We start from the raw sequence: 17,518 nt of genomic DNA on the forward strand, positions 1-17,518 counted from the left end.
CCGGGTTTTCGAACATGACTGAGCAATCCTCGAACCAGATGTGGGGCGGCCGCTTTGCCGCCGGTCCTGACGCTATCATGGAGGCGATCAATGCCTCGATCGGGTTCGATCAGCGCATGGCAGCCCAGGACATTGCAGGCTCAAGGGCCCATGCGGCCATGCTGGCCGCCACAGGCGTCATAACGGATAGCGATGCAAAGGCCATTCGGGAAGGGCTGCTCACAGTCTTGTCAGAGATCGAGCGGGGAGAGTTTCAGTTTTCCACCGCGCTGGAAGACATCCACATGAATGTCGAGGCCCGGTTGAAAGAGATCATCGGCGAACCCGCAGGCCGCCTGCACACCGGCCGCTCGCGCAACGATCAGGTGGCGACCGATTTCAAACTCTGGGTGCGCGACCAACTGGATGCGGCGGAAACCGGGCTTCTGGCCTTGATCCGTGCGCTGCTGGCACAGGCCGAGGCCGGGGCCGATTGGGTGATGCCCGGCTTCACCCATTTGCAAACCGCGCAGCCGGTGACCTGGGGCCATCACATGATGGCCTATGTCGAGATGTTCGGGCGTGACCTTTCCCGCGTGCGCGACGCCCGCGCGCGGATGAACGAATCGCCTCTGGGTGCGGCGGCGCTCGCAGGCACCTCGTTTCCAATCGACCGCGACATGACCGCCAAGGCGCTGGGCTTCGACCGCCCCGCCGCCAACTCGCTGGATGCCGTCAGCGACCGCGATTTCGCGCTGGAGTTCCTGTCCGCCGCCTCGATCTGCGCCATGCACCTCAGCCGCTTTGCCGAAGAACTGGTGATCTGGTCCTCGGCCCAGTTCCGCTTTGTCACTCTGTCGGATCGGTTCTCGACCGGCTCCTCGATCATGCCGCAGAAAAAGAACCCCGACGCCGCCGAGCTGATCCGCGCCAAGGTCGGCCGCATCTTCGGCGCCAACACCGCGCTGATGATGGTAATGAAGGGGCTGCCGCTGACCTATTCCAAGGACATGCAGGAGGACAAGGAACAGGTCTTTGACGCCGCCGACAACTGGATGCTGGCGCTGGCCGCGATGGAGGGCATGGTCCGCGACATGACCGGCAACCGCGAAAGTCTTGCCGCCGCCGCAGGCTCGGGTTTTTCGACCGCCACCGATCTGGCCGACTGGCTGGTGCGGGTGGTGGGCCTGCCCTTCCGCGACGCCCACCACATCACCGGCGCGCTGGTCGCACTTGCCGAAAGCAAGGGCTGCGACCTGCCGGATCTGTCGCTGGACGAGATGCAGTCGGCCCATGCCGGGATCACCCAGGACGTCTATTCTGTTCTCGGGGTGGAAAATTCGGTAAACTCGCGGATGTCCTACGGGGGCACCGCGCCGACTCAGGTGCGGGCCCAGATCGAACGGTGGAAGGCAAACCTCGCATGACCCTGATCCGAGCCTTTTTGGTCCTCGCCGTGACCGCGCTCCTGGCCGGGTGCGGCGCGGATGGCGAACCGGTGCAGCCGACGCTCAATGCAGGCGTCGGCATCTCGAACAACGGCGCCTATGTCGGCGGCGCTCTGGGGCTGCACAAGGGACCGGTCAGCATCTTTCTCGGCTTTTGATTCGCTTAGCGGTTGATCCAACGCCCGCAAAGCACCAGTTTGGAACCGCAGCGTTTTTTGCTGCGGTGTTTCAGTTGATAAAGGCTCCGGAATGAAAATTGCCGCTCTGATCCTGTCATTTGTCGTTCTGGCCGCCTGTGACCCAAGCACCGCCTCGGCGCCGCCGCCCGAGCCGCAGACGCAGCCCCAGCCGCAACCGTCGAACTCGGTGATCCGGATATCGGGTTCGGCCTCGGTCGGCGTTTCCCGCACCTTCTGAGCGGGCAAGACCCCAAGGGTGGTGCGGAATCATTTGATCCGTATGCCTCTTTTGGTCTAAGCGCGGGCGCATGGACCACTTCATCTACCGCGACGGCGCGCTCTACGCCGAGGATGTTCCGATAACCGAGATCGCCGCCTCGGTGGGCACTCCGTTCTATGTCTATTCGACGGCCACGCTGCAACGGCATTTCCGCCTGTTCGACGAAGCGCTCGAAGGCACCGATCACCTGGTCTGCTACGCGATGAAGGCGGCCAGTAATCAGGCGATCCTGAAGACGCTGGCACAAGCGGGCGCAGGGATGGACGTGGTTTCGGTCGGGGAATACCTGCGCGCCAAGGCGGCGGGCGTGCCGGGCGACAAGATCGTGTTCTCGGGCGTCGGCAAGACCGAGGACGAGATCCGTACCGCGCTCAGCGGCGGCATCCGCCAGTTCAACGTGGAATCCGAGCCCGAGATGGAGGTGATCAACGCGGTCGCGCTGGATCTGGGCACCGTCGCCCCAATCACCGTGCGCGTGAACCCGGATGTGGACGCCAAGACCCACGCCAAGATCGCCACCGGCAAGTCCGAGAACAAGTTCGGCATCCCCATCGCCCGCGCCTCGCAGGTCTATGCCCACGCCGCCAGCCTGCCGGGGTTGGAAGTGATCGGCATCGACGTCCATATCGGCTCGCAACTGACCGAGCTGGAACCCTTCGCGCTGGCCTATCAGAAAGTCGCCGAACTGACCGAACAGCTCCGCGCCGAGGGGCACGACATACGCCGCCTCGATCTGGGCGGGGGCCTCGGCATCCCCTACACCCGCTCGAACGACGCGCCGCCCCTGCCGGTGGAATACGGCCAGCTCATCAAGAAGACGCTCGGCCATCTGGGCTGCGAAATCGAGATCGAGCCGGGCCGCCTGATCGCGGGCAATGCCGGGCTGATGATCAGCAAGGTGATCTATGTGAAATCGGGCGAGGATCGCGATTTCCTGATCCTCGACGGCGCCATGAACGACTTGATCCGCCCGGCCATGTACGAGGCGCATCACGATATCGTCCCGGTCGCGGAACCCGCCCCGGGCACCGAGCCGCAGCCCTATGACATCGTGGGGCCCGTCTGCGAAACCGGCGATACCTTCGCCAAACAGCGCAATATGCCGCCGCTCTCTGCCGGTGATCTGATCGCTTTTCGCAGCGCCGGTGCCTATGGCGCGGTCATGGCCAGCGAATACAACACCCGCCCCCTGATCCCCGAAGTTCTCGTCAATGGGGATCAATTCGCGGTTATTCGCCCACGCCCGACCTTTGACGAAATGATAAACCGCGATACCATACCCGAGTGGCTTTGACGCGATCACCGCGCGGGCCCGACAGGAGGCCCGCGTTGACCGCCAACACATCCTTGCCCATACCGCGCCTGCCGCTATGGCTGACCCGTGCCGGAATGCTGGCCGAGCGGGTGTTGCGGGCGTTCTGGCCGCTCTTCTCGATTCTGATGGCGGTGATGGCGGCCCTGATGCTGGGCCTGCAGGACATGGTGGTGGTCGAGGTCGTCTGGACCGCTGCCGCCGTGGCCGGTCTGGGCGCGCTGGTGGCGCTGATCTGGGGCGTGCGCCGTTTCCACTGGCCAACCCGGGCCGAGGCGCTGGCCCGGCTCGACGAATCCCTGCCCGGACGGCCCATTCAGGCGCTGCTCGACGATCAGGCAATCGGGGCGCTGGACGGCGACTCGGTGATGCTGTGGCGGGCGCATCAGGCCCGTATGGCCGACCGCGCTGCGGGCGCCGCAGCGGTCAGGCCCGATCTGCGCCTGTCCGCCCGCGATCCCTTTGCACTCAGATATGTGGCCCTGCTGGCCCTGACCGTCGCGCTGCTTTTCGGCTCGGTGTGGCGGGTCGGCTCGGTGACCGAAATGGCACCCGGCAGCGCCATCGCGGGCCAGGGGCCCACTTGGGAAGGCTGGATCGAGCCCCCGCGCTATACCGGCCGCCCGACGCTCTATCTGGCGGATCAGTCCGGCGACGCGATCGACGTGCCAGAGGGCAGCCGCATCACACTGCGCTTCTATGGTGAGGTCGGGGCGCTGTCGCTGACCGAAACCCTCTCGGGTGCGGCCACGGAAAACGTCACCGCAACCGAGCAGGAGTTCATCGCGACGCAGTCCGGCACCCTGCGGATCGACGGCCCCGGCGGACGGGAATGGGCGGTGGGCATCCTACAGGACGCCCCGCCGCAGATCGCCGTGACCGGGGTTGCCGAGGCCGAGGCGGGCGGGCAGATGACACTGCCGTTCACCGCCAGCGACGACTATGGCATCGCATCCGGCACCGCGCTGATCGAACTGGACCTCGCAGCGGTGAGCCGCCGCCATGGCCTGATTGCCGACCCCGACCCGCGCGAGGCGATCAGCGTCGAACTGCCCATGCCGCTCACCGGCGACCGGCGCGACTTCAGCGAAACCTTCATCGAGGACTTCTCGCAGCACCCATGGGCGCATCTGCCGGTCAAGATCACCTTGTCGGCCCGCGACATGCCCGATCAGGTGACCACGGCGCAGCCCTACGCAACCAAACTGCCCGCGCGCCGTTTCTTCGACCCACTCGCGGCGGCGGTGATCGAACAGCGCCGCGACCTGCTCTGGGCGCGGGACAACGCCGCGCGCGTGGCGCTGCTCCTGCGCGCCATCTCGCACCGGCCCGAGGATGTGTTCCGCTCGCAAACCGCCTATCTGCGCCTGCGCGTCACCCTGCGCCGCCTGGAAACCTTCACCGAGTTCGGCCTGAAACCCGACCAGCAGGCCGAGATCGCCCAGTCGCTCTGGGATCTCGCCATCCTGCTCGAGGAAGGCACGCTGAGCGACGCGCTGGAACGCCTGCGTCAGGCGCAGGAACGGCTGACCGAGGCGATGAAGAACGGCGCCTCGGATCAGGAGATCGCCGAGCTGATGCAGGAACTGCGCGAGGCCACCGACAACTATCTGCGCCAGCTCCAGCGGCAGGCCCAGCAGGACGGGCAGGAGAGCGATCCGGGCCAGCCCGGCCAGAGCGGTGAAACCATGCAGATGACGCAGGACGACCTGCAACGGATGATGGACCGCATTCAGGAACTGATGGAACAGGGCCGCATGGCCGAGGCGCAGCAGGCGCTGGAAGAGTTCCAGCAGATGATGGAGAACATGCGCGTCACCGAAGGGCAGGGCCAGGGTCAGCAGTCCGAGGGCCGCCGCGCGATGGAAGACCTCGCCGAAACCCTGCGCAACCAGCAGGGGCTCAGCGATCAGGCCTTCCGCGACCTGCAGGAACAGTTCAACCCCGGCGCCCAGTCCGGCGAGAGCCAGCAGAACGAAGGCCGCAGTGGCGGTCAGGGACGCGGGCAGAGCCACGAGGGTCAAGGCGGCCGTGGACAGGGCTCGGATCAGGCCGAGAACGGACAGGAGGGCCAGGGCGGCTCACTTGCCGACCGGCAACAGGCGCTGCGCAATGAATTGCGGCGTCAGGAACAGGGCCTGCCCGGGGCCGGCACCGCCGAAGGCGAGGCCGCGCGCGAGGCGCTGGACCGCGCCGGCCGGGCCATGGAGGGGGCCGAGGACGCGTTGCGCAGCGACGATCTGGCCGGAGCCATCGACCGTCAGTCCGAAGCGATGGAAGCGCTGCGCGAGGGCATGCGCGCGCTGGGCGAAGCGCTGGCGCAGGACCAGCAGCAACAGCCCGGTCAGGGCGCACAAGAGGGCGACATGCAGGCTCGCAACCTCGATCCGCTCGGGCGCAATCAGGGGGCGGTCGGCTCGATCTCGACCGACGAGAACCTGCTGCAGGGCGAGGATGTCTATCGCCGCGCGCGCGAGTTGCTGGACGAAATCCGCCGCCGCACCGGCGAAACCGACCGGCCCAAGATCGAGCTGGATTACCTCAAACGTCTGCTGGAACGGTTCTGAGCGCGACCCTTCGCCCGGTAGATGCGATCAGCGGGGCGGCAGAATCGCCGCCGCCTTTGCGTCCAGCCACACCCGCGCCTGATCGACCAGCGCCACATAAGCGTTGATCATCGGATCGGCCTGCGGCACCGCCTGCGTGATCTGCGGCGCGTTGGCATAGAGCATGAACAGCGCGAGCCCGATCAGCACCATCAGCGCAAAACCCCGCAGGAACGACGCCGATTTGCGAGGCGCGACGGCGGCCATGTCCTGCTCCGCCGCGGCGGCCTCGACATTGCCGCGCAGGGTCGAGTTGATCTCGTCGATATCCGGCAACACGTCCTTGCGCGAATCCGCAGCGGCGGGTTCATCGACCTGACCCGGCGCAGCGGCCGGTCCACTATCGGCACTGCCATGTGTCTCCAGCCCCAGATCGGGTTGGCTTTCCAGGGATTCGGCCTCGCGCGCGCGCAGCTCGGCCTCATGGGCCGCCTCCTGCTGCAGAATGGCGGCAACCGCCGGATCGAGCGCGCGTTCGCGCCCGGCAGAAGCGGCCACAGCCTCGTCCTCGACCTCCTCTGCGGCCTCCGGTTCGTGGCCCGTGTCTTCCGCCTCGACGAACGGGATGTGCATGTCCTCAGCCGCTTCGGCGGGCTGCTCGGCTTCCTTGGTCTCGGCGGGTTCGGTCTGGGGTTCCGGCTGCGCCTCCTCGACGGCCTCGACCGGCTCCTCAGCGGCCTCCTCGACCGGAGCGTCTTGCTCCGCCTCTGCCTCCTCAGCCTGAGGCTCCGGCTGCGCGTCTTCCACAGGCTCCGCTTCGACCGGCACGGCCTGTTCTTCCACAGTCTCTTCGACCGGCGCGTCCTGTTCGGCCACGTCAACCGGCTCCGGCTGCACCTCGTCCAGCGGTTCGGCCACCGGGGGCTGCTCTTCCGCCACGACTTCCGCAGGTGCAGGTTGTTCGGCTGCCTCGACCGGTTCGGCCTCAGGTTCTGGGTGCACCTCGTCTACAGGCTCGGCCACCGGAGGTTGTTCTTCCGCCACAGCTTCCGCAGGCGCGTCCTGTTCGGCCACCTCGACCGGTTCGGCCTCTGGTTCCAAATGCATCTCGTCCACGGGGTCCGCCACGGATGGCGCGGCTTCGGCAGGCGCTTCCTCTTCAACCGCAGGCGCTTCGACCTGAGGCTCCGCCGCCTCCGGTTGCGCCTCTGCCACCGGCTCCGCCGCCGGTTTGCTCGGATGCTCCTGGAACCACGTGCTATCGCAATTCGAACATTGCACATCCCGCCCACCCGGCGGGATGACCTCTTCCGGTACCTCGTACTGGGCTCTGCATTTCGGACATGTCAGACGCATACTGCCTCCTGGCCTCGGATCAGACCTGATTTTGATTTTTCCCGCAATGATATTCGGTTAACACACGCAGGCAAAGAGAGTTTTCACCTCAGACGGGCAAGTGTCGCCCATCGGACCCGGTGCAGGCATTGAAACCCGCACCACGCTGGGGCAAGAAGACCGCAAAGCAACAGGGGACAGGTTTTGATCGAGATTGAAAATGTGGGCTACAGCTATGGCGGCGGAGAGCTGCTGAGCGATGTTTCGGTGCAACTGGCGCCGGGCTCGTTCCACTTTCTGACCGGCCCGTCGGGCTCGGGCAAGACCACGTTGCTGAAACTCTGCTATGGCGCGCTGCTGCCCACTGCCGGGCAGCTCAGCGTGTTCGGCGAGGATATGCGCCGGCTGGACCGTGACCAGATGGCGCTGCTGCGCCGGCGGATCGGAGTGGTGCATCAGGATTGCCGGTTCCTCGACCACATGCCGCTGGCCGACAACGTGGCGCTGCCGCTGCTGGTCTCACAGCGCAGCATGAAGGCGGAAGAGGCCAATCTGGGCGAGCTTCTGCAGTGGGTCGGGCTGTCCAAACGGGCCGATGCCCGCCCGCCCGAACTCTCGGGCGGCGAACGTCAGCGCGCGGCACTGGCCCGCGCCGTGATCATGTCGCCCGATGTGGTCATCGCCGATGAGCCCACCGGCAATGTGGATTGGGACATGTCGCAGCGCCTGCTGCGCCTGCTGATCGAGCTGAACCGGATGGGCAAGACCGTTCTGATCGCCACCCATGACCTCAGCCTGATCCGCGCCGCCAAAAGCCAGGTGCAGGCGCGCGTGCTGCGGATCTCGAAACGGCGGCTGCAACTTGCGGGGGCGGATCTGTGAGCACGGGAACCATCCGAAACCTGCTGCGCGGCGACAAGCGCGCCGACCGTGTGGTGCCGCCCTCGGGCTTTACCGCCCAGCTGACCCTGTTCGTCTCGGGCGCCATGGCGTTTCTGGCGGTGTTTGCGCTGGCCCTGTCGCTGGCCTCGGGCCGGCTGGCGGATCGCTGGGCCTCGGAACTGGCGCGCGCCGCGACACTGCGGATCAACGCGCCCACCGACCAGCTCGCGGGCCAGACGCAGGCGGCGCTGACCGTCCTGCGCCAGACCCCGGGGGTCGCCTCCGCCCGCGCGCTGACCACCGAGGAACAGGTGGCCCTGCTGACGCCCTGGTTCGGCCCGGACTTGCCCATCGACGCGCTGCCGGTGCCGCAGCTGATCGAGATCATCGAGGGTGAGCCCGGCTATGACGCCGCTGGTCTGCGCCTGCGGCTCAGCGCCGAGGCGCCGGGCGCGGTGCTGGATGACCACACCCGCTGGCGCGAACCGCTGGTCGATGCGGCCAGCTCGCTGCGGCGGCTGGCACTGATCTCGATCTTGCTGATCGGCGGCGCCACCGCGGCGATGATCACCCTTGCCGCCAATGCGGCGCTGTCGGCGAACGCGCAGGTGATCGAGGTGCTGCGCCTGATCGGCGCCCGCGATCAGTTCATCGCCGGAGCGTTCGTCCGCCGTTTCACCTTCCGCGCCCTGATCGGCGCGGCCATCGGCGTTATGCTCGGCATGGCGGGCGTGCTGCTGTTGCCCGACGCCTCCGAGGCGGGCGGGTTCCTGACCGGCCTCGGCTTTCAGGGCACCGGTTGGGTGCTGCCCCTGCTGATCCCGCCGCTGGGCGCCGCTGTCGCCTTTGCCGCCACCTGGTCCGCTGCCCGCCGCACGTTGAAGGAGCTTGCCTGATGTCCCACGCCTTCCAATGGCTGCGTTCCCTGATCTTCATGATAGTGATCTACCTCTGGATGGCGGTGCTGGGCCTTGTCTTCGCGCCCTATGCGCTGTTCTCCAAACGCGGGGCGCTCTGGGCCTGCAAAACCTACGCCCGTACCACCATCTGGCTGGCCCGCTGGATGGTCGGCATCCGCGGCGAGATTCGCGGCACCGTGCCGACGGGCGAAGTCATGGTGGCCGCCAAACACCAATCGTTCTTCGACATCATGCTGATCTTCGACGCCGTCCCGCACGGCAAGTTCATCATGAAGCGTGAGCTGCTCTGGACCCCGATCATCGGCATCTACGCCAAGCGTCTGGGCTGCATCCCGGTCAATCGCGGCAAGAAGGGCGCGGCGATTGCCAAGATGGTCAAGGATGTGGCCAAGGAATTCAGCGAGCCCGGGCAACTGGTGATCTATCCGCAAGGCACCCGCGTGGCACCTGGTGCTGCGAAACCCTACAAGGTGGGCACCGCCGTGCTCTACGAGGGGCTGCAGAATCCTTGCGTGCCCGTTGCCACCAATGCGGGCGTGTTCTGGCCCCGCACCGGTATCCTGCGCAAACCCGGCCACGCGATCGTCGAGTTCCTCGACCCGATCGAACCGGGGGTCGAGCGCAACACCTTCATGACGCGGCTCGAGGACATGGTCGAGACGCGGTCCAACGCCTTGATGCGGGAAGTGGGGTTTGATCCGGATGCAGTTCATTGAAGATATCGCGGCGCTCGAAGCGCTCTACGGCACACCCGGCGCCCCGGCGCTGAGAAAGGTTGCGCGGCGCATGACGCCGCTTTATCGCGAGTGGATCATGGCCTCGCGCCTCTGCGTGCTCAGCACGGTGGGGGCCGAAGGCACCGACGGCAGCCCGCGCGGGGATGACGGCCCGGCGGTGCTCGAGCTTGACCCCAGCACCCTGGCCATGCCCGACTGGCGCGGCAACAACCGGCTGGACAGCTTGCGCAACATCGTCCGCGATCCGCGCGTGTCGCTGATGTTCCTCGTGCCCGGCTCGAACAATGTGGTCCGCATCAACGGCACTGCCCGCCTGACCGCAGACGACGCACTGCGGGCGCGGTTCGAGAAACACGGCAAACGCCCCGCAACCGTCATCGTGATCGAAATCGGCGAGATCTACACCCAATGCGCCCGCGCCCTGATGCGCGCACGAACCTGGACCAGCGGGGATGAAAGCGGCGACCTGCCCACCATCGGCCAGATCCTCGCCGAGGTCACAAACGGGGAAGAGGGCGGCACGCGCTACGATTCCGAATGGGGCGCCCGCGCGGCCAAGACCATGTGGTGAGCTCCGGTCGGGGGAAGGCGTTTGCAAACGCCTTCATGCGGTTGAAAACCGCATGTAAGCCGCTTTCAAGCGGCTTGGTCCCGGAAAGCAAAGAGCGGCCCGTCCGGGCTCCGCCCCGCAGAACACCGACAAACCCCCGATCCTGTAAATCTGCCTTGAAAATCCGGGAAACTACTTCCAAACACCATGCCCCTTCTGTTTGGCGCGGGCGTCAGCCCGGACCGCGCCCGACCTTTCCCCCGGGGAGGGCGCATTTGCGATGTCGTGCAAGCCTCTGACAAGGCCTCATGTTTTGAGAAATCCGCACGGCTCCAGCGTTCCCAAGCGCCCACCCAAGGTCGGGCGTGGCCCCTGTCCCACCCACTCAACCGATGCGCGGAACGATTTTCTGCACGCCCGATTCGCGTGGTTTGTCAGCAGTCTTGGACCGGCCCGGGGGCCGGTCTTTACTCGTAAACCGTCGATCTCACGAATGGATCGGCCCGTCTCCGCAGGCCAGCGCCGCCTCGCGGACCGCCTCGGAATAGGTCGGATGCGCATGGCAAGTCAGGGCCAGATCCTCGGCCGCTGCGCCGAACTCCATCGCCACGCAGACCTCGTGGATCAGCTCGCCCGCCGCCGGGCCAATGATATGCGCGCCCAGAATGCGGTCAGTCTCCTTGTCCGCCAGGATCTTGACGAACCCATCCGAGGCAAAGTTGGCCTTGGCCCGGCCATTGCCCATGAACATGAACTTGCCCACCTTATAGGCGCGGCCCTGTTCCTTGAGCGTCTCCTCGGTCTCGCCCACATTGGCCACCTCCGGGGCTGTATAAATCACCCCCGGGATGACGCCGTAATTCACATGGCCATGCTTGCCCGCAACCTGCTCGGCCGCTGCCATACCCTCATCCTCGGCCTTGTGCGCCAGCATCGGCCCGTCGATCGCATCGCCGATGGCATAGATGCCCGGCACATTGGTCTGCCAGTCCTTGCCGACCTTGATCTGACCGCCCTTTGTGGTCTCGATCCCCAGCGCGTCCAGCCCCAGCCCCTCGGTATAGGGACGGCGGCCCGTGGCGACCAGCACCACGTCGGCATCCAGCACATGCTCGCTGTCATCCTTGCGCAGCTTATAGGTGACCTTGGCCTTGGTCTTGGTCGCATCGGTCTTCTGCACCGCCGCGCCCATGATGAATTTCAGCCCCTGCTTCTTGAGGATGCGCTGGAACGTCTTCTGCACCTCGCCATCCATGCCCGGCGTCACCACGTTGAGGAATTCGATCACTGTCACCTCGGTGCCCAGACGCTGATAGACCGAGCCCAGTTCCAGCCCGATCACCCCGGCCCCGATGACCACCATCTTCTTGGGGATCTTGCCCAGTTCCAGCGCGCCGGTCGATGTCACCACAACCTTCTCGTCCACCTCGACCCCCGGCAGCGAAGACGGCTCCGACCCGCTGGCGATGATGATGTTCTTGGCCTCGTGCACCTCGTCGCCCACCTTGACCTTGCCGGCCTCGGGAATGCTGCCCCAACCCTTGAGCCAGTCGATCTTGTTCTTCTTGAACAGGAACTCGATGCCCTTGGTGTTGCCGTCGATGACGTCATCCTTGTAGGCCAGCATCTGTTTCCAGTCGACGCTGGGCGATTTGCCCTTCAGGCCCATCTTGGCGAAATTGTGCTGCGCCTCATGCAGGCTGTGGCTGGCATGCAAGAGCGCCTTGGACGGGATGCAGCCCACGTTCAGACACGTGCCGCCCAGCGTCTCGCGCCCCTCGACCACGGCGGTCTTCAGCCCCAGCTGGGCGCAGCGGATGGCGCAGACATAGCCGCCGGGTCCGGCGCCGATTACGATGACGTCATATTGGGACATTGACTAGTTTCCTCTTATTGTGGGCGTCCGCCCAACTTTAGTGTTCCTTGTTGCGCATCGGTATAGTTTGGCGAAGCTTTCCGGCACGTTTCAGATGGAGCGTCAAAGCAATCATGACCGCGTAGATCGCCAACCAAAGAGCAACATTCAGAGGTTGGACCTGAATGAGATTTTCCATGGCCTGCTCAAACAGCAAGGAAGGCGCAATCCAAAACAGCAAAAGTACGATTGCCAGGTAGAACATGCATAAACCGGCGTGTTGCAAAGCGCGTTCCGATACCCGCCACGCAGCACGCGCCCAAAGAAAATGGAGAACACCTCCAACTGCGCTCACGACCAAAAAGGTGGCGGGCCGGGCCGCTTGTTCAACTGGGTTCAGTTGACCAAGCACCAGGCCCACGACGTTGCCCATCAAGCTGAGCGAAACAAGACCAGCAAATCCGGCGGCAATCCACATTGAAAGCGGGCGTTTCATGCGGGCATCTCCGACGAGTGCTTGTGAACAAGAACTACTGAGCGCAATTCCAGCCCAATCCAGCCCTCTAGGTTTGTGCGGCCGGTCTTCATGTTAAACCGGCGTCAACAGCTTGACCGTGATATGCGCGATGCCACCGCGTTCGTGGTGCATGGCCAGCTCTTCCGAGCCGAAGAACGCCTTGGCTTTGTCCAGATCGACCACCTCGAACAGCGCGACCGCATGATCGCGCTGATCCGGGTCGCGCCAGACATGCAGGTCGCGGATGCCCGCCGCCTTGCGCATCGGCTTGTCCTCGCGGAACACCGTCAGCCAGGCGTCGAAATCCGCGACATCCGCTTGCCAGAGAACATGTGTTGCCATCTTACAGATCCATCAGCAGGCGGCGCGGGTCTTCCAGCGCCTCTTTCACACGCACAAGGAAGGTCACCGCCCCCTTGCCGTCCACGATCCGGTGGTCATAGGACAGCGCCAGATACATCATCGGGCGGATCTTGATCTCCCCATTCACCACCATCGGACGGTCCTGGATCTTGTGCATCCCCAGAATGCCCGATTGCGGTGGGTTCAGGATCGGCGAGGACATCAGCGAGCCGTAAACGCCACCGTTCGAGATGGTGAAGGTACCGCCCTGCATCTCGGCCATGCTCAGCTTGCCCTCACGGGCGCGCTTGCCCTTTTCACCGATCGCCTTTTCGATCGCGGCAAACGACATCGAATCCGCATCCCGGATCACCGGCACCACCAGACCCTGCGGCGTGCCAGCCGCCACGCCCATATGGACGTAGTTCTTGTAGACGATGTCATTGCCATCGATCTCGGCATTGACCTCAGGCACCTCCTTCAGCGCATGACAGCAGGCCTTGGTGAAGAAAGACATAAAGCCCAGCCGGACCCCGTGTTTCTTCTCGAACTGCTCCTTGTACTGGTTGCGCAGGGCCATCACCTCGGTCATGTCCACCTCATTGTAGGTGGTCAGGATCGCGGCGGTGTTCTGGGCATCCTTCAGACGCTTGGCGATGGTCTGACGCAGACGGGTCATGCGCACCCGTTCCTCGCGCACCGCGTCCTCGGCAGCCACCGGCGCGCGCGGCGCCTGGGCAGCCGGGGCGGACGCAGCCGCCGCAGGCCCAGAGGAAACAGGTGCGGCCGTGGCTGCCGCTGCAACCGCGCGGGCCACATCCTCTTTCATCACGCGCCCGTCACGGCCCGTACCGGCCACTTGATCGGCGCTCAGACCGGCCTCGGCCATCGCCTTCTCCGCCGACGGCGCGTTGGCCACATCCCTGGCGCCGCCGGTGGCAACTGCCGGGGTGACCGCCGCCGCAGGCGCAGCCGGAGCCCGCCCGGCACCTGCCGCCGCACCCGAGATTACCGCCAGCTTGGCCGTGGCGTCCACCGTGGTGCCTTCGGGCGCCACGATCTCTGCCAGCACGCCCGAGGCGGGGGCCGGAACCTCGACCGAAACCTTGTCGGTTTCCAGCTCGCACAGCATCTCATCCTGCGCCACGCTGTCGCCCACCTGCTTGAACCAGGTCGACACGGTGGCCTCGGTGACCGACTCGCCCAGCGTGGGCACCATCACGTCGATGCTGCCACCCGCCGCGGCAGGCGCTGCCGCCGGGGCCGGAGCCGCCGCCGCGGCAGCCGGGGCAGGGGCCGCGCCTTCGCCCGCGGTGATGGTGGCCAGCAACGCATCGACGCCCACCGTCTCGCCTTCGGCAGCGACGATCTCGCCCATCGCACCGGCGGCGGGCGAGGGCACTTCCACCGTCACCTTGTCGGTCTCCAACTCACACAGCATCTCATCCACGGCCACGGCATCGCCGGGCTTCTTGAACCAGGTGGCCACCGTTGCTTCGGTCACGGATTCGCCAAGCGTAGGTACTCGAACTTCGATCGTCATCGCTTACTTTCCTTCGATGCTCAGCGCTTCGTTCACGAGCGCTTCCTGTTGGGCTTTGTGTTGGCTGGCCAGACCCGTCGCGGGCGAGGCAGAGGTTGCACGGCCCGCATAGCGCGGCCGCTTGTGTTCGGCGCCGATCCGGGTCAGCACCCATTCGATATTGGGCTCGATGAAGGACCAGGCACCCTGGTTCTTGGGCTCTTCCTGGCACCAGACCATCTCGGCCTGCTTGAACCGCTCCAGCTCATTGATCAGCGAATGCGCCGGGAACGGGTAATACTGCTCGATCCGCATCAGGTAGATGTCGTCGATCCCGCGCGCGTCGCGCTCTTCCAGCAGGTCGAAATAGACCTTGCCCGAACACATCACCACGCGCTTGATCTTGTCATCCGCCACCAGCTTGGTGTCCGAATTGCCCTTCTGCGCGTCGTCCCACAGCACCCGGTGAAAGCTCGACCCGGTGGTGAAATCCTCGGCCGTGCTGATCGCCAGCTTGTGGCGCAGCAGCGACTTGGGGGTCACCAGGATCAGCGGCTTGCGGAAGGTACGGTGCAACTGACGGCGCAGGATATGGAAATAGTTCGCGGGCGTCGTGCAGTTGGCCACGATCCAGTTGTCCTGGCCGCACATCTGCAGATAGCGCTCAAGCCGCGCGGACGAGTGCTCGGGGCCCTGGCCCTCGAACCCGTGCGGCAGCAGGGTCACCAGACCCGACATCCGCAACCACTTCGATTCACCCGAGCTGATGAACTGATCGAACATGATCTGCGCGCCATTGGCGAAATCGCCGAACTGCGCCTCCCACAGCACCAGCGCGTTGGGTTCGGCCAGCGAATAACCGTATTCGAACCCGAGCACCGCATATTCCGACAGCATCGAGTCGATCACCTCGTATTGCGACTGCCCGGCGCGGATATTGTTGAGCGGGTAATACCGTTCCTCGGTTTCCTGATGCACAAAGCCCGAATGCCGTTGGCTGAAGGTGCCGCGCGTGGCGTCCTGCCCGGCCAGACGCACCGGATAGCCCTCGGTCAGAAGCGAGCCAAAGGCCAGCGCCTCACCGGTGGCCCAGTCGAACCCCTTGCCGGCGTCGAACATCTGCTTCTTGGCGTCCAGCAGACGCCCCACGGTCTTGTGCATGGCAAAGCCTTCGGGTGCGCGGGTCAGCGCCACACCAATCTCGGCCAGGGTCTCGGGCGAGATCGCGGTCTCGCCGCGCATATATTCGTCCTTGCTCTTGTCCATGTGCGACCAGCGCCCGTCCAGCCAGTCGGCCTTATTGGGCTTGTAATCCCTGCCGGCCTCGAACTCATCGTTCAGATGCGCCTGGAAGGCGGCCTTCATGTCCTCGATTTCGCCCTCCGGGATCAGCCCGTCCTTGACCAGCCGCTCGGTATAGAGGCTCAGCGTGGTCTTATGGGTCTTGATCTTCTTGTACATGATCGGGTTGGTGAACATGGGCTCATCGCCCTCGTTATGCCCGAACCGGCGATAGCAGAAGATGTCGATGACCACGTCCTTGTGGAACTTCTGCCGGAACTCGGTCGCCACCTTGGCCGCGTGTACCACCGCTTCGGGGTCGTCGCCGTTGACGTGGAAGATCGGCGCCTCGACCATCAGGGCGATATCTGTGGGGTAGGGGGACGAGCGGCTGAAATGCGGCGCGGTGGTGAACCCGATCTGGTTGTTCACCACGATATGCATGGTGCCGCCGGTCTTGTGCCCGCGCAGACCCGACAGGCCGAACCCTTCGGCCACCACACCCTGACCGGCAAAGGCCGCATCGCCATGCAGCAGGATGCCCATCACCCTGGTGCGGTCGGCATCGTTCAACTGGTCCTGCTTGGCGCGAACCTTGCCCAGCACCACCGGATTCACCGCCTCAAGGTGCGAGGGGTTGGCGGTCAGCGACAGGTGCACGGTGTTGCCGTCGAACTCCCGGTCGCTCGACGCGCCCAGGTGATATTTCACATCGCCCGAGCCATCCACGTCCTCGGGCTTGAAGCTGCCGCCCTGGAACTCGTTGAAGATGGCGCGATAGGGCTTGCCCATCACGTTGGCCAGAATGTTCAGACGGCCCCGGTGCGGCATGCCGATCACGATGTCCTGCAGCCCCAGCGCGCCGCCGCGCTTGATGATCTGCTCCATCGCCGGGATCAGGCTTTCGCCCCCATCCAGACCGAACCGCTTGGTGCCCATGTATTTGACATGCAGGAACTTCTCGAATCCCTCGGCCTCGACCATCTTGTTCAGGATCGCCTTGCGGCCCTCGCGGGTGAACCGGACCTCCTTGCCAAAGCCCTCGATCCGCTCCTTCAGCCAGGCCGATTCCTCGGGGTTCGAGATATGCATGTACTGCAGCGCGAAGGTGCCGCAATAGGTCCGTTTCACCAGTTCGACGATCTGGCGCATGCTGGCCATCTGCAGGCCCAGCACGTTGTCGATGAAGATCGGCCGGTCCATGTCGGCATCGGTAAAGCCATAGGTCCGGGGATCCAGTTCGGGATGCGGCGTGCCCGCACGCATGCCCAGCGGGTCCAGATCGGCGACCAGATGGCCCCGGATACGATAGGCCCGGATCAGCATCAGCGCCCGGATCGAATCCAGCACTGCCCGCTTGATCTGATCTTCGCTGACCGCGACACCGGCGGCATCCGCCTTGGCCTTGATCTTCTTGCCGGCGGCCTTGGCATCGACAGCAGGCCATTCCCCGGTCAACGCCCCCGTCACTTCGTCGGCGGGCATCGGCGGCCAGTCGGCCCGCGCCCAAGAAGGCCCCTCGGCCTCTTTCTTCACATCCAGCTCAGCATCGCCCATCTGCCGGAAGAACTCACCCCAAGCGGCATCCACCGCGCCGGGGTCGTTGGCATACTGAGCGTAAAGCTGCTCCAGATACTCGGCATTATGCCCCTGCATGAAGCTGGAGGCATGGAACACGTCGTTGGGCGTATGTTCGGTCATTGGGCTACCTCATATGGGTTGGGACCGTATTGATTGGGGCCAGACTGGGATTTGGCGCAGAGCCAGAAATACCAGTATTCCGCACCAGATGCGCGGCGCGATAAGAGCATGCGTTTTTCAAAGCACATGTTG

15 protein-coding genes are annotated in these 17,518 nt (G+C 65.0%); 9 read left to right on the plus strand and 6 right to left on the minus strand.

Annotated elements, in window-relative coordinates; all coding sequences use genetic code 11:
* Window positions 1-14 precede the first annotated feature (14 nt).
* The 5 genes from argH to GOX53_RS09775 all read left to right on the plus strand — a co-directional run bounded on the left by argH (window position 15) and on the right by GOX53_RS09775 (window position 5,765).
* A complete protein-coding gene (gene argH / locus GOX53_RS09755) occupies window positions 15-1,406 on the plus strand; it encodes an argininosuccinate lyase (protein WP_171175774.1) in 1,392 nt (463 codons plus the stop codon).
* Window positions 1,403-1,585, plus strand: a complete 183-nt coding sequence (locus GOX53_RS09760; protein ID WP_171175776.1) for a hypothetical protein — start codon at window positions 1,403-1,405, stop codon at window positions 1,583-1,585. Before argH ends, GOX53_RS09760 begins: the two co-directional genes overlap by 4 nt.
* A gap of 91 nt (window positions 1,586-1,676) precedes the next feature.
* Entirely contained in the window at window positions 1,677-1,844 is a 168-nt protein-coding gene (locus GOX53_RS09765; RefSeq protein WP_171175777.1) for a hypothetical protein, read from the plus strand.
* 70 nt (window positions 1,845-1,914) lie between these two features.
* Entirely contained in the window at window positions 1,915-3,180 is a 1,266-nt protein-coding gene (gene lysA, locus GOX53_RS09770) for a diaminopimelate decarboxylase (protein WP_171175779.1), read from the plus strand.
* Window positions 3,181-3,215: 35 nt separating this feature from the next.
* Window positions 3,216-5,765: a TIGR02302 family protein gene (locus tag GOX53_RS09775; RefSeq protein ID WP_371810274.1), complete on the plus strand. Its 2,550-nt coding sequence runs from the start codon at window positions 3,216-3,218 to the stop codon at window positions 5,763-5,765.
* A gap of 27 nt (window positions 5,766-5,792) precedes the next feature.
* Here the strand turns inward: GOX53_RS09775 and GOX53_RS09780 are convergent, their stop codons facing one another.
* Complete coding sequence (locus tag GOX53_RS09780) at window positions 5,793-7,100, minus strand: zinc-ribbon domain-containing protein (protein WP_171175781.1); 1,308 nt, start codon at window positions 7,098-7,100, stop codon at window positions 5,793-5,795.
* Window positions 7,101-7,283: 183 nt separating this feature from the next.
* Between GOX53_RS09780 and GOX53_RS09785 the strand changes: the two genes are divergently transcribed.
* From GOX53_RS09785 to GOX53_RS09800, 4 genes are read left to right on the plus strand one after another with little or no spacing between them, the layout of a single operon-like run.
* A complete protein-coding gene (locus GOX53_RS09785; RefSeq protein ID WP_171175783.1) occupies window positions 7,284-7,961 on the plus strand; it encodes a cell division ATP-binding protein FtsE in 678 nt (225 codons plus the stop codon).
* Window positions 7,958-8,857: an FtsX-like permease family protein gene (locus tag GOX53_RS09790; protein WP_171175785.1), complete on the plus strand. Its 900-nt coding sequence runs from the start codon at window positions 7,958-7,960 to the stop codon at window positions 8,855-8,857. The genes GOX53_RS09785 and GOX53_RS09790 overlap by 4 nt, the downstream gene beginning before the upstream one ends.
* Window positions 8,857-9,597 (plus strand): 1-acyl-sn-glycerol-3-phosphate acyltransferase, encoded by a 741-nt coding sequence (locus GOX53_RS09795; RefSeq protein ID WP_171175787.1) that lies wholly within the window; start codon window positions 8,857-8,859, stop codon window positions 9,595-9,597. The genes GOX53_RS09790 and GOX53_RS09795 overlap by 1 nt, the downstream gene beginning before the upstream one ends.
* A complete protein-coding gene (locus tag GOX53_RS09800; protein WP_171175789.1) occupies window positions 9,584-10,189 on the plus strand; it encodes a pyridoxamine 5'-phosphate oxidase family protein in 606 nt (201 codons plus the stop codon). Before GOX53_RS09795 ends, GOX53_RS09800 begins: the two co-directional genes overlap by 14 nt.
* Window positions 10,190-10,655: 466 nt before the next feature.
* Here the strand turns inward: GOX53_RS09800 and lpdA are convergent, their stop codons facing one another.
* The 5 genes from lpdA to GOX53_RS09825 form a co-directional block, all read right to left on the minus strand.
* A complete protein-coding gene (lpdA, locus tag GOX53_RS09805; protein ID WP_171175791.1) occupies window positions 10,656-12,044 on the minus strand; it encodes a dihydrolipoyl dehydrogenase in 1,389 nt (462 codons plus the stop codon).
* Window positions 12,045-12,081: 37 nt separating this feature from the next.
* Window positions 12,082-12,519: a hypothetical protein gene (locus GOX53_RS09810; RefSeq protein WP_171175793.1), complete on the minus strand. Its 438-nt coding sequence runs from the start codon at window positions 12,517-12,519 to the stop codon at window positions 12,082-12,084.
* Between the two features lie 93 nt (window positions 12,520-12,612).
* The gene (locus tag GOX53_RS09815; RefSeq protein WP_171175795.1) at window positions 12,613-12,882 is read right to left on the minus strand and encodes a hypothetical protein; all 270 of its coding nucleotides are present in this window, start codon (window positions 12,880-12,882) and stop codon (window positions 12,613-12,615) included.
* Window position 12,883: 1 nt separating this feature from the next.
* A complete protein-coding gene (gene odhB, locus GOX53_RS09820) occupies window positions 12,884-14,425 on the minus strand; it encodes a 2-oxoglutarate dehydrogenase complex dihydrolipoyllysine-residue succinyltransferase (protein ID WP_171175797.1) in 1,542 nt (513 codons plus the stop codon).
* 3 nt (window positions 14,426-14,428) lie between these two features.
* Window positions 14,429-17,386: a 2-oxoglutarate dehydrogenase E1 component gene (locus GOX53_RS09825; RefSeq protein ID WP_171175799.1), complete on the minus strand. Its 2,958-nt coding sequence runs from the start codon at window positions 17,384-17,386 to the stop codon at window positions 14,429-14,431.
* Window positions 17,387-17,518 lie beyond the last annotated feature (132 nt).

This window comes from Ruegeria sp. HKCCD8929, assembly GCF_013031405.1.
Taxonomy (GTDB): domain Bacteria; phylum Pseudomonadota; class Alphaproteobacteria; order Rhodobacterales; family Rhodobacteraceae; genus Ruegeria.

Excerpts from the sequence above, each read along its gene's own strand:
- argH (WP_171175774.1), top strand. The coding sequence starts at position 15 with ATGACTGAGCAATCCTCGAACCAGATGTGGGGCGGCCGCTTTGCCGCC.
- GOX53_RS09760 (WP_171175776.1), top strand. The coding sequence starts at position 1,403 with ATGACCCTGATCCGAGCCTTTTTGGTCCTCGCCGTGACCGCGCTCCTG.
- GOX53_RS09765 (WP_171175777.1), top strand. The coding sequence starts at position 1,677 with ATGAAAATTGCCGCTCTGATCCTGTCATTTGTCGTTCTGGCCGCCTGT.
- lysA (WP_171175779.1), top strand. The coding sequence starts at position 1,915 with ATGGACCACTTCATCTACCGCGACGGCGCGCTCTACGCCGAGGATGTT.
- GOX53_RS09780 (WP_171175781.1), bottom strand. The coding sequence starts at position 7,100 with ATGCGTCTGACATGTCCGAAATGCAGAGCCCAGTACGAGGTACCGGAA.
- GOX53_RS09795 (WP_171175787.1), top strand. The coding sequence starts at position 8,857 with ATGTCCCACGCCTTCCAATGGCTGCGTTCCCTGATCTTCATGATAGTG.
- GOX53_RS09800 (WP_171175789.1), top strand. The coding sequence starts at position 9,584 with ATGCAGTTCATTGAAGATATCGCGGCGCTCGAAGCGCTCTACGGCACA.
- lpdA (WP_171175791.1), bottom strand. The coding sequence starts at position 12,044 with ATGTCCCAATATGACGTCATCGTAATCGGCGCCGGACCCGGCGGCTAT.
- GOX53_RS09810 (WP_171175793.1), bottom strand. The coding sequence starts at position 12,519 with ATGAAACGCCCGCTTTCAATGTGGATTGCCGCCGGATTTGCTGGTCTT.
- GOX53_RS09815 (WP_171175795.1), bottom strand. The coding sequence starts at position 12,882 with ATGGCAACACATGTTCTCTGGCAAGCGGATGTCGCGGATTTCGACGCC.
- odhB (WP_171175797.1), bottom strand. The coding sequence starts at position 14,425 with ATGACGATCGAAGTTCGAGTACCTACGCTTGGCGAATCCGTGACCGAA.
- GOX53_RS09825 (WP_171175799.1), bottom strand. The coding sequence starts at position 17,386 with ATGACCGAACATACGCCCAACGACGTGTTCCATGCCTCCAGCTTCATG.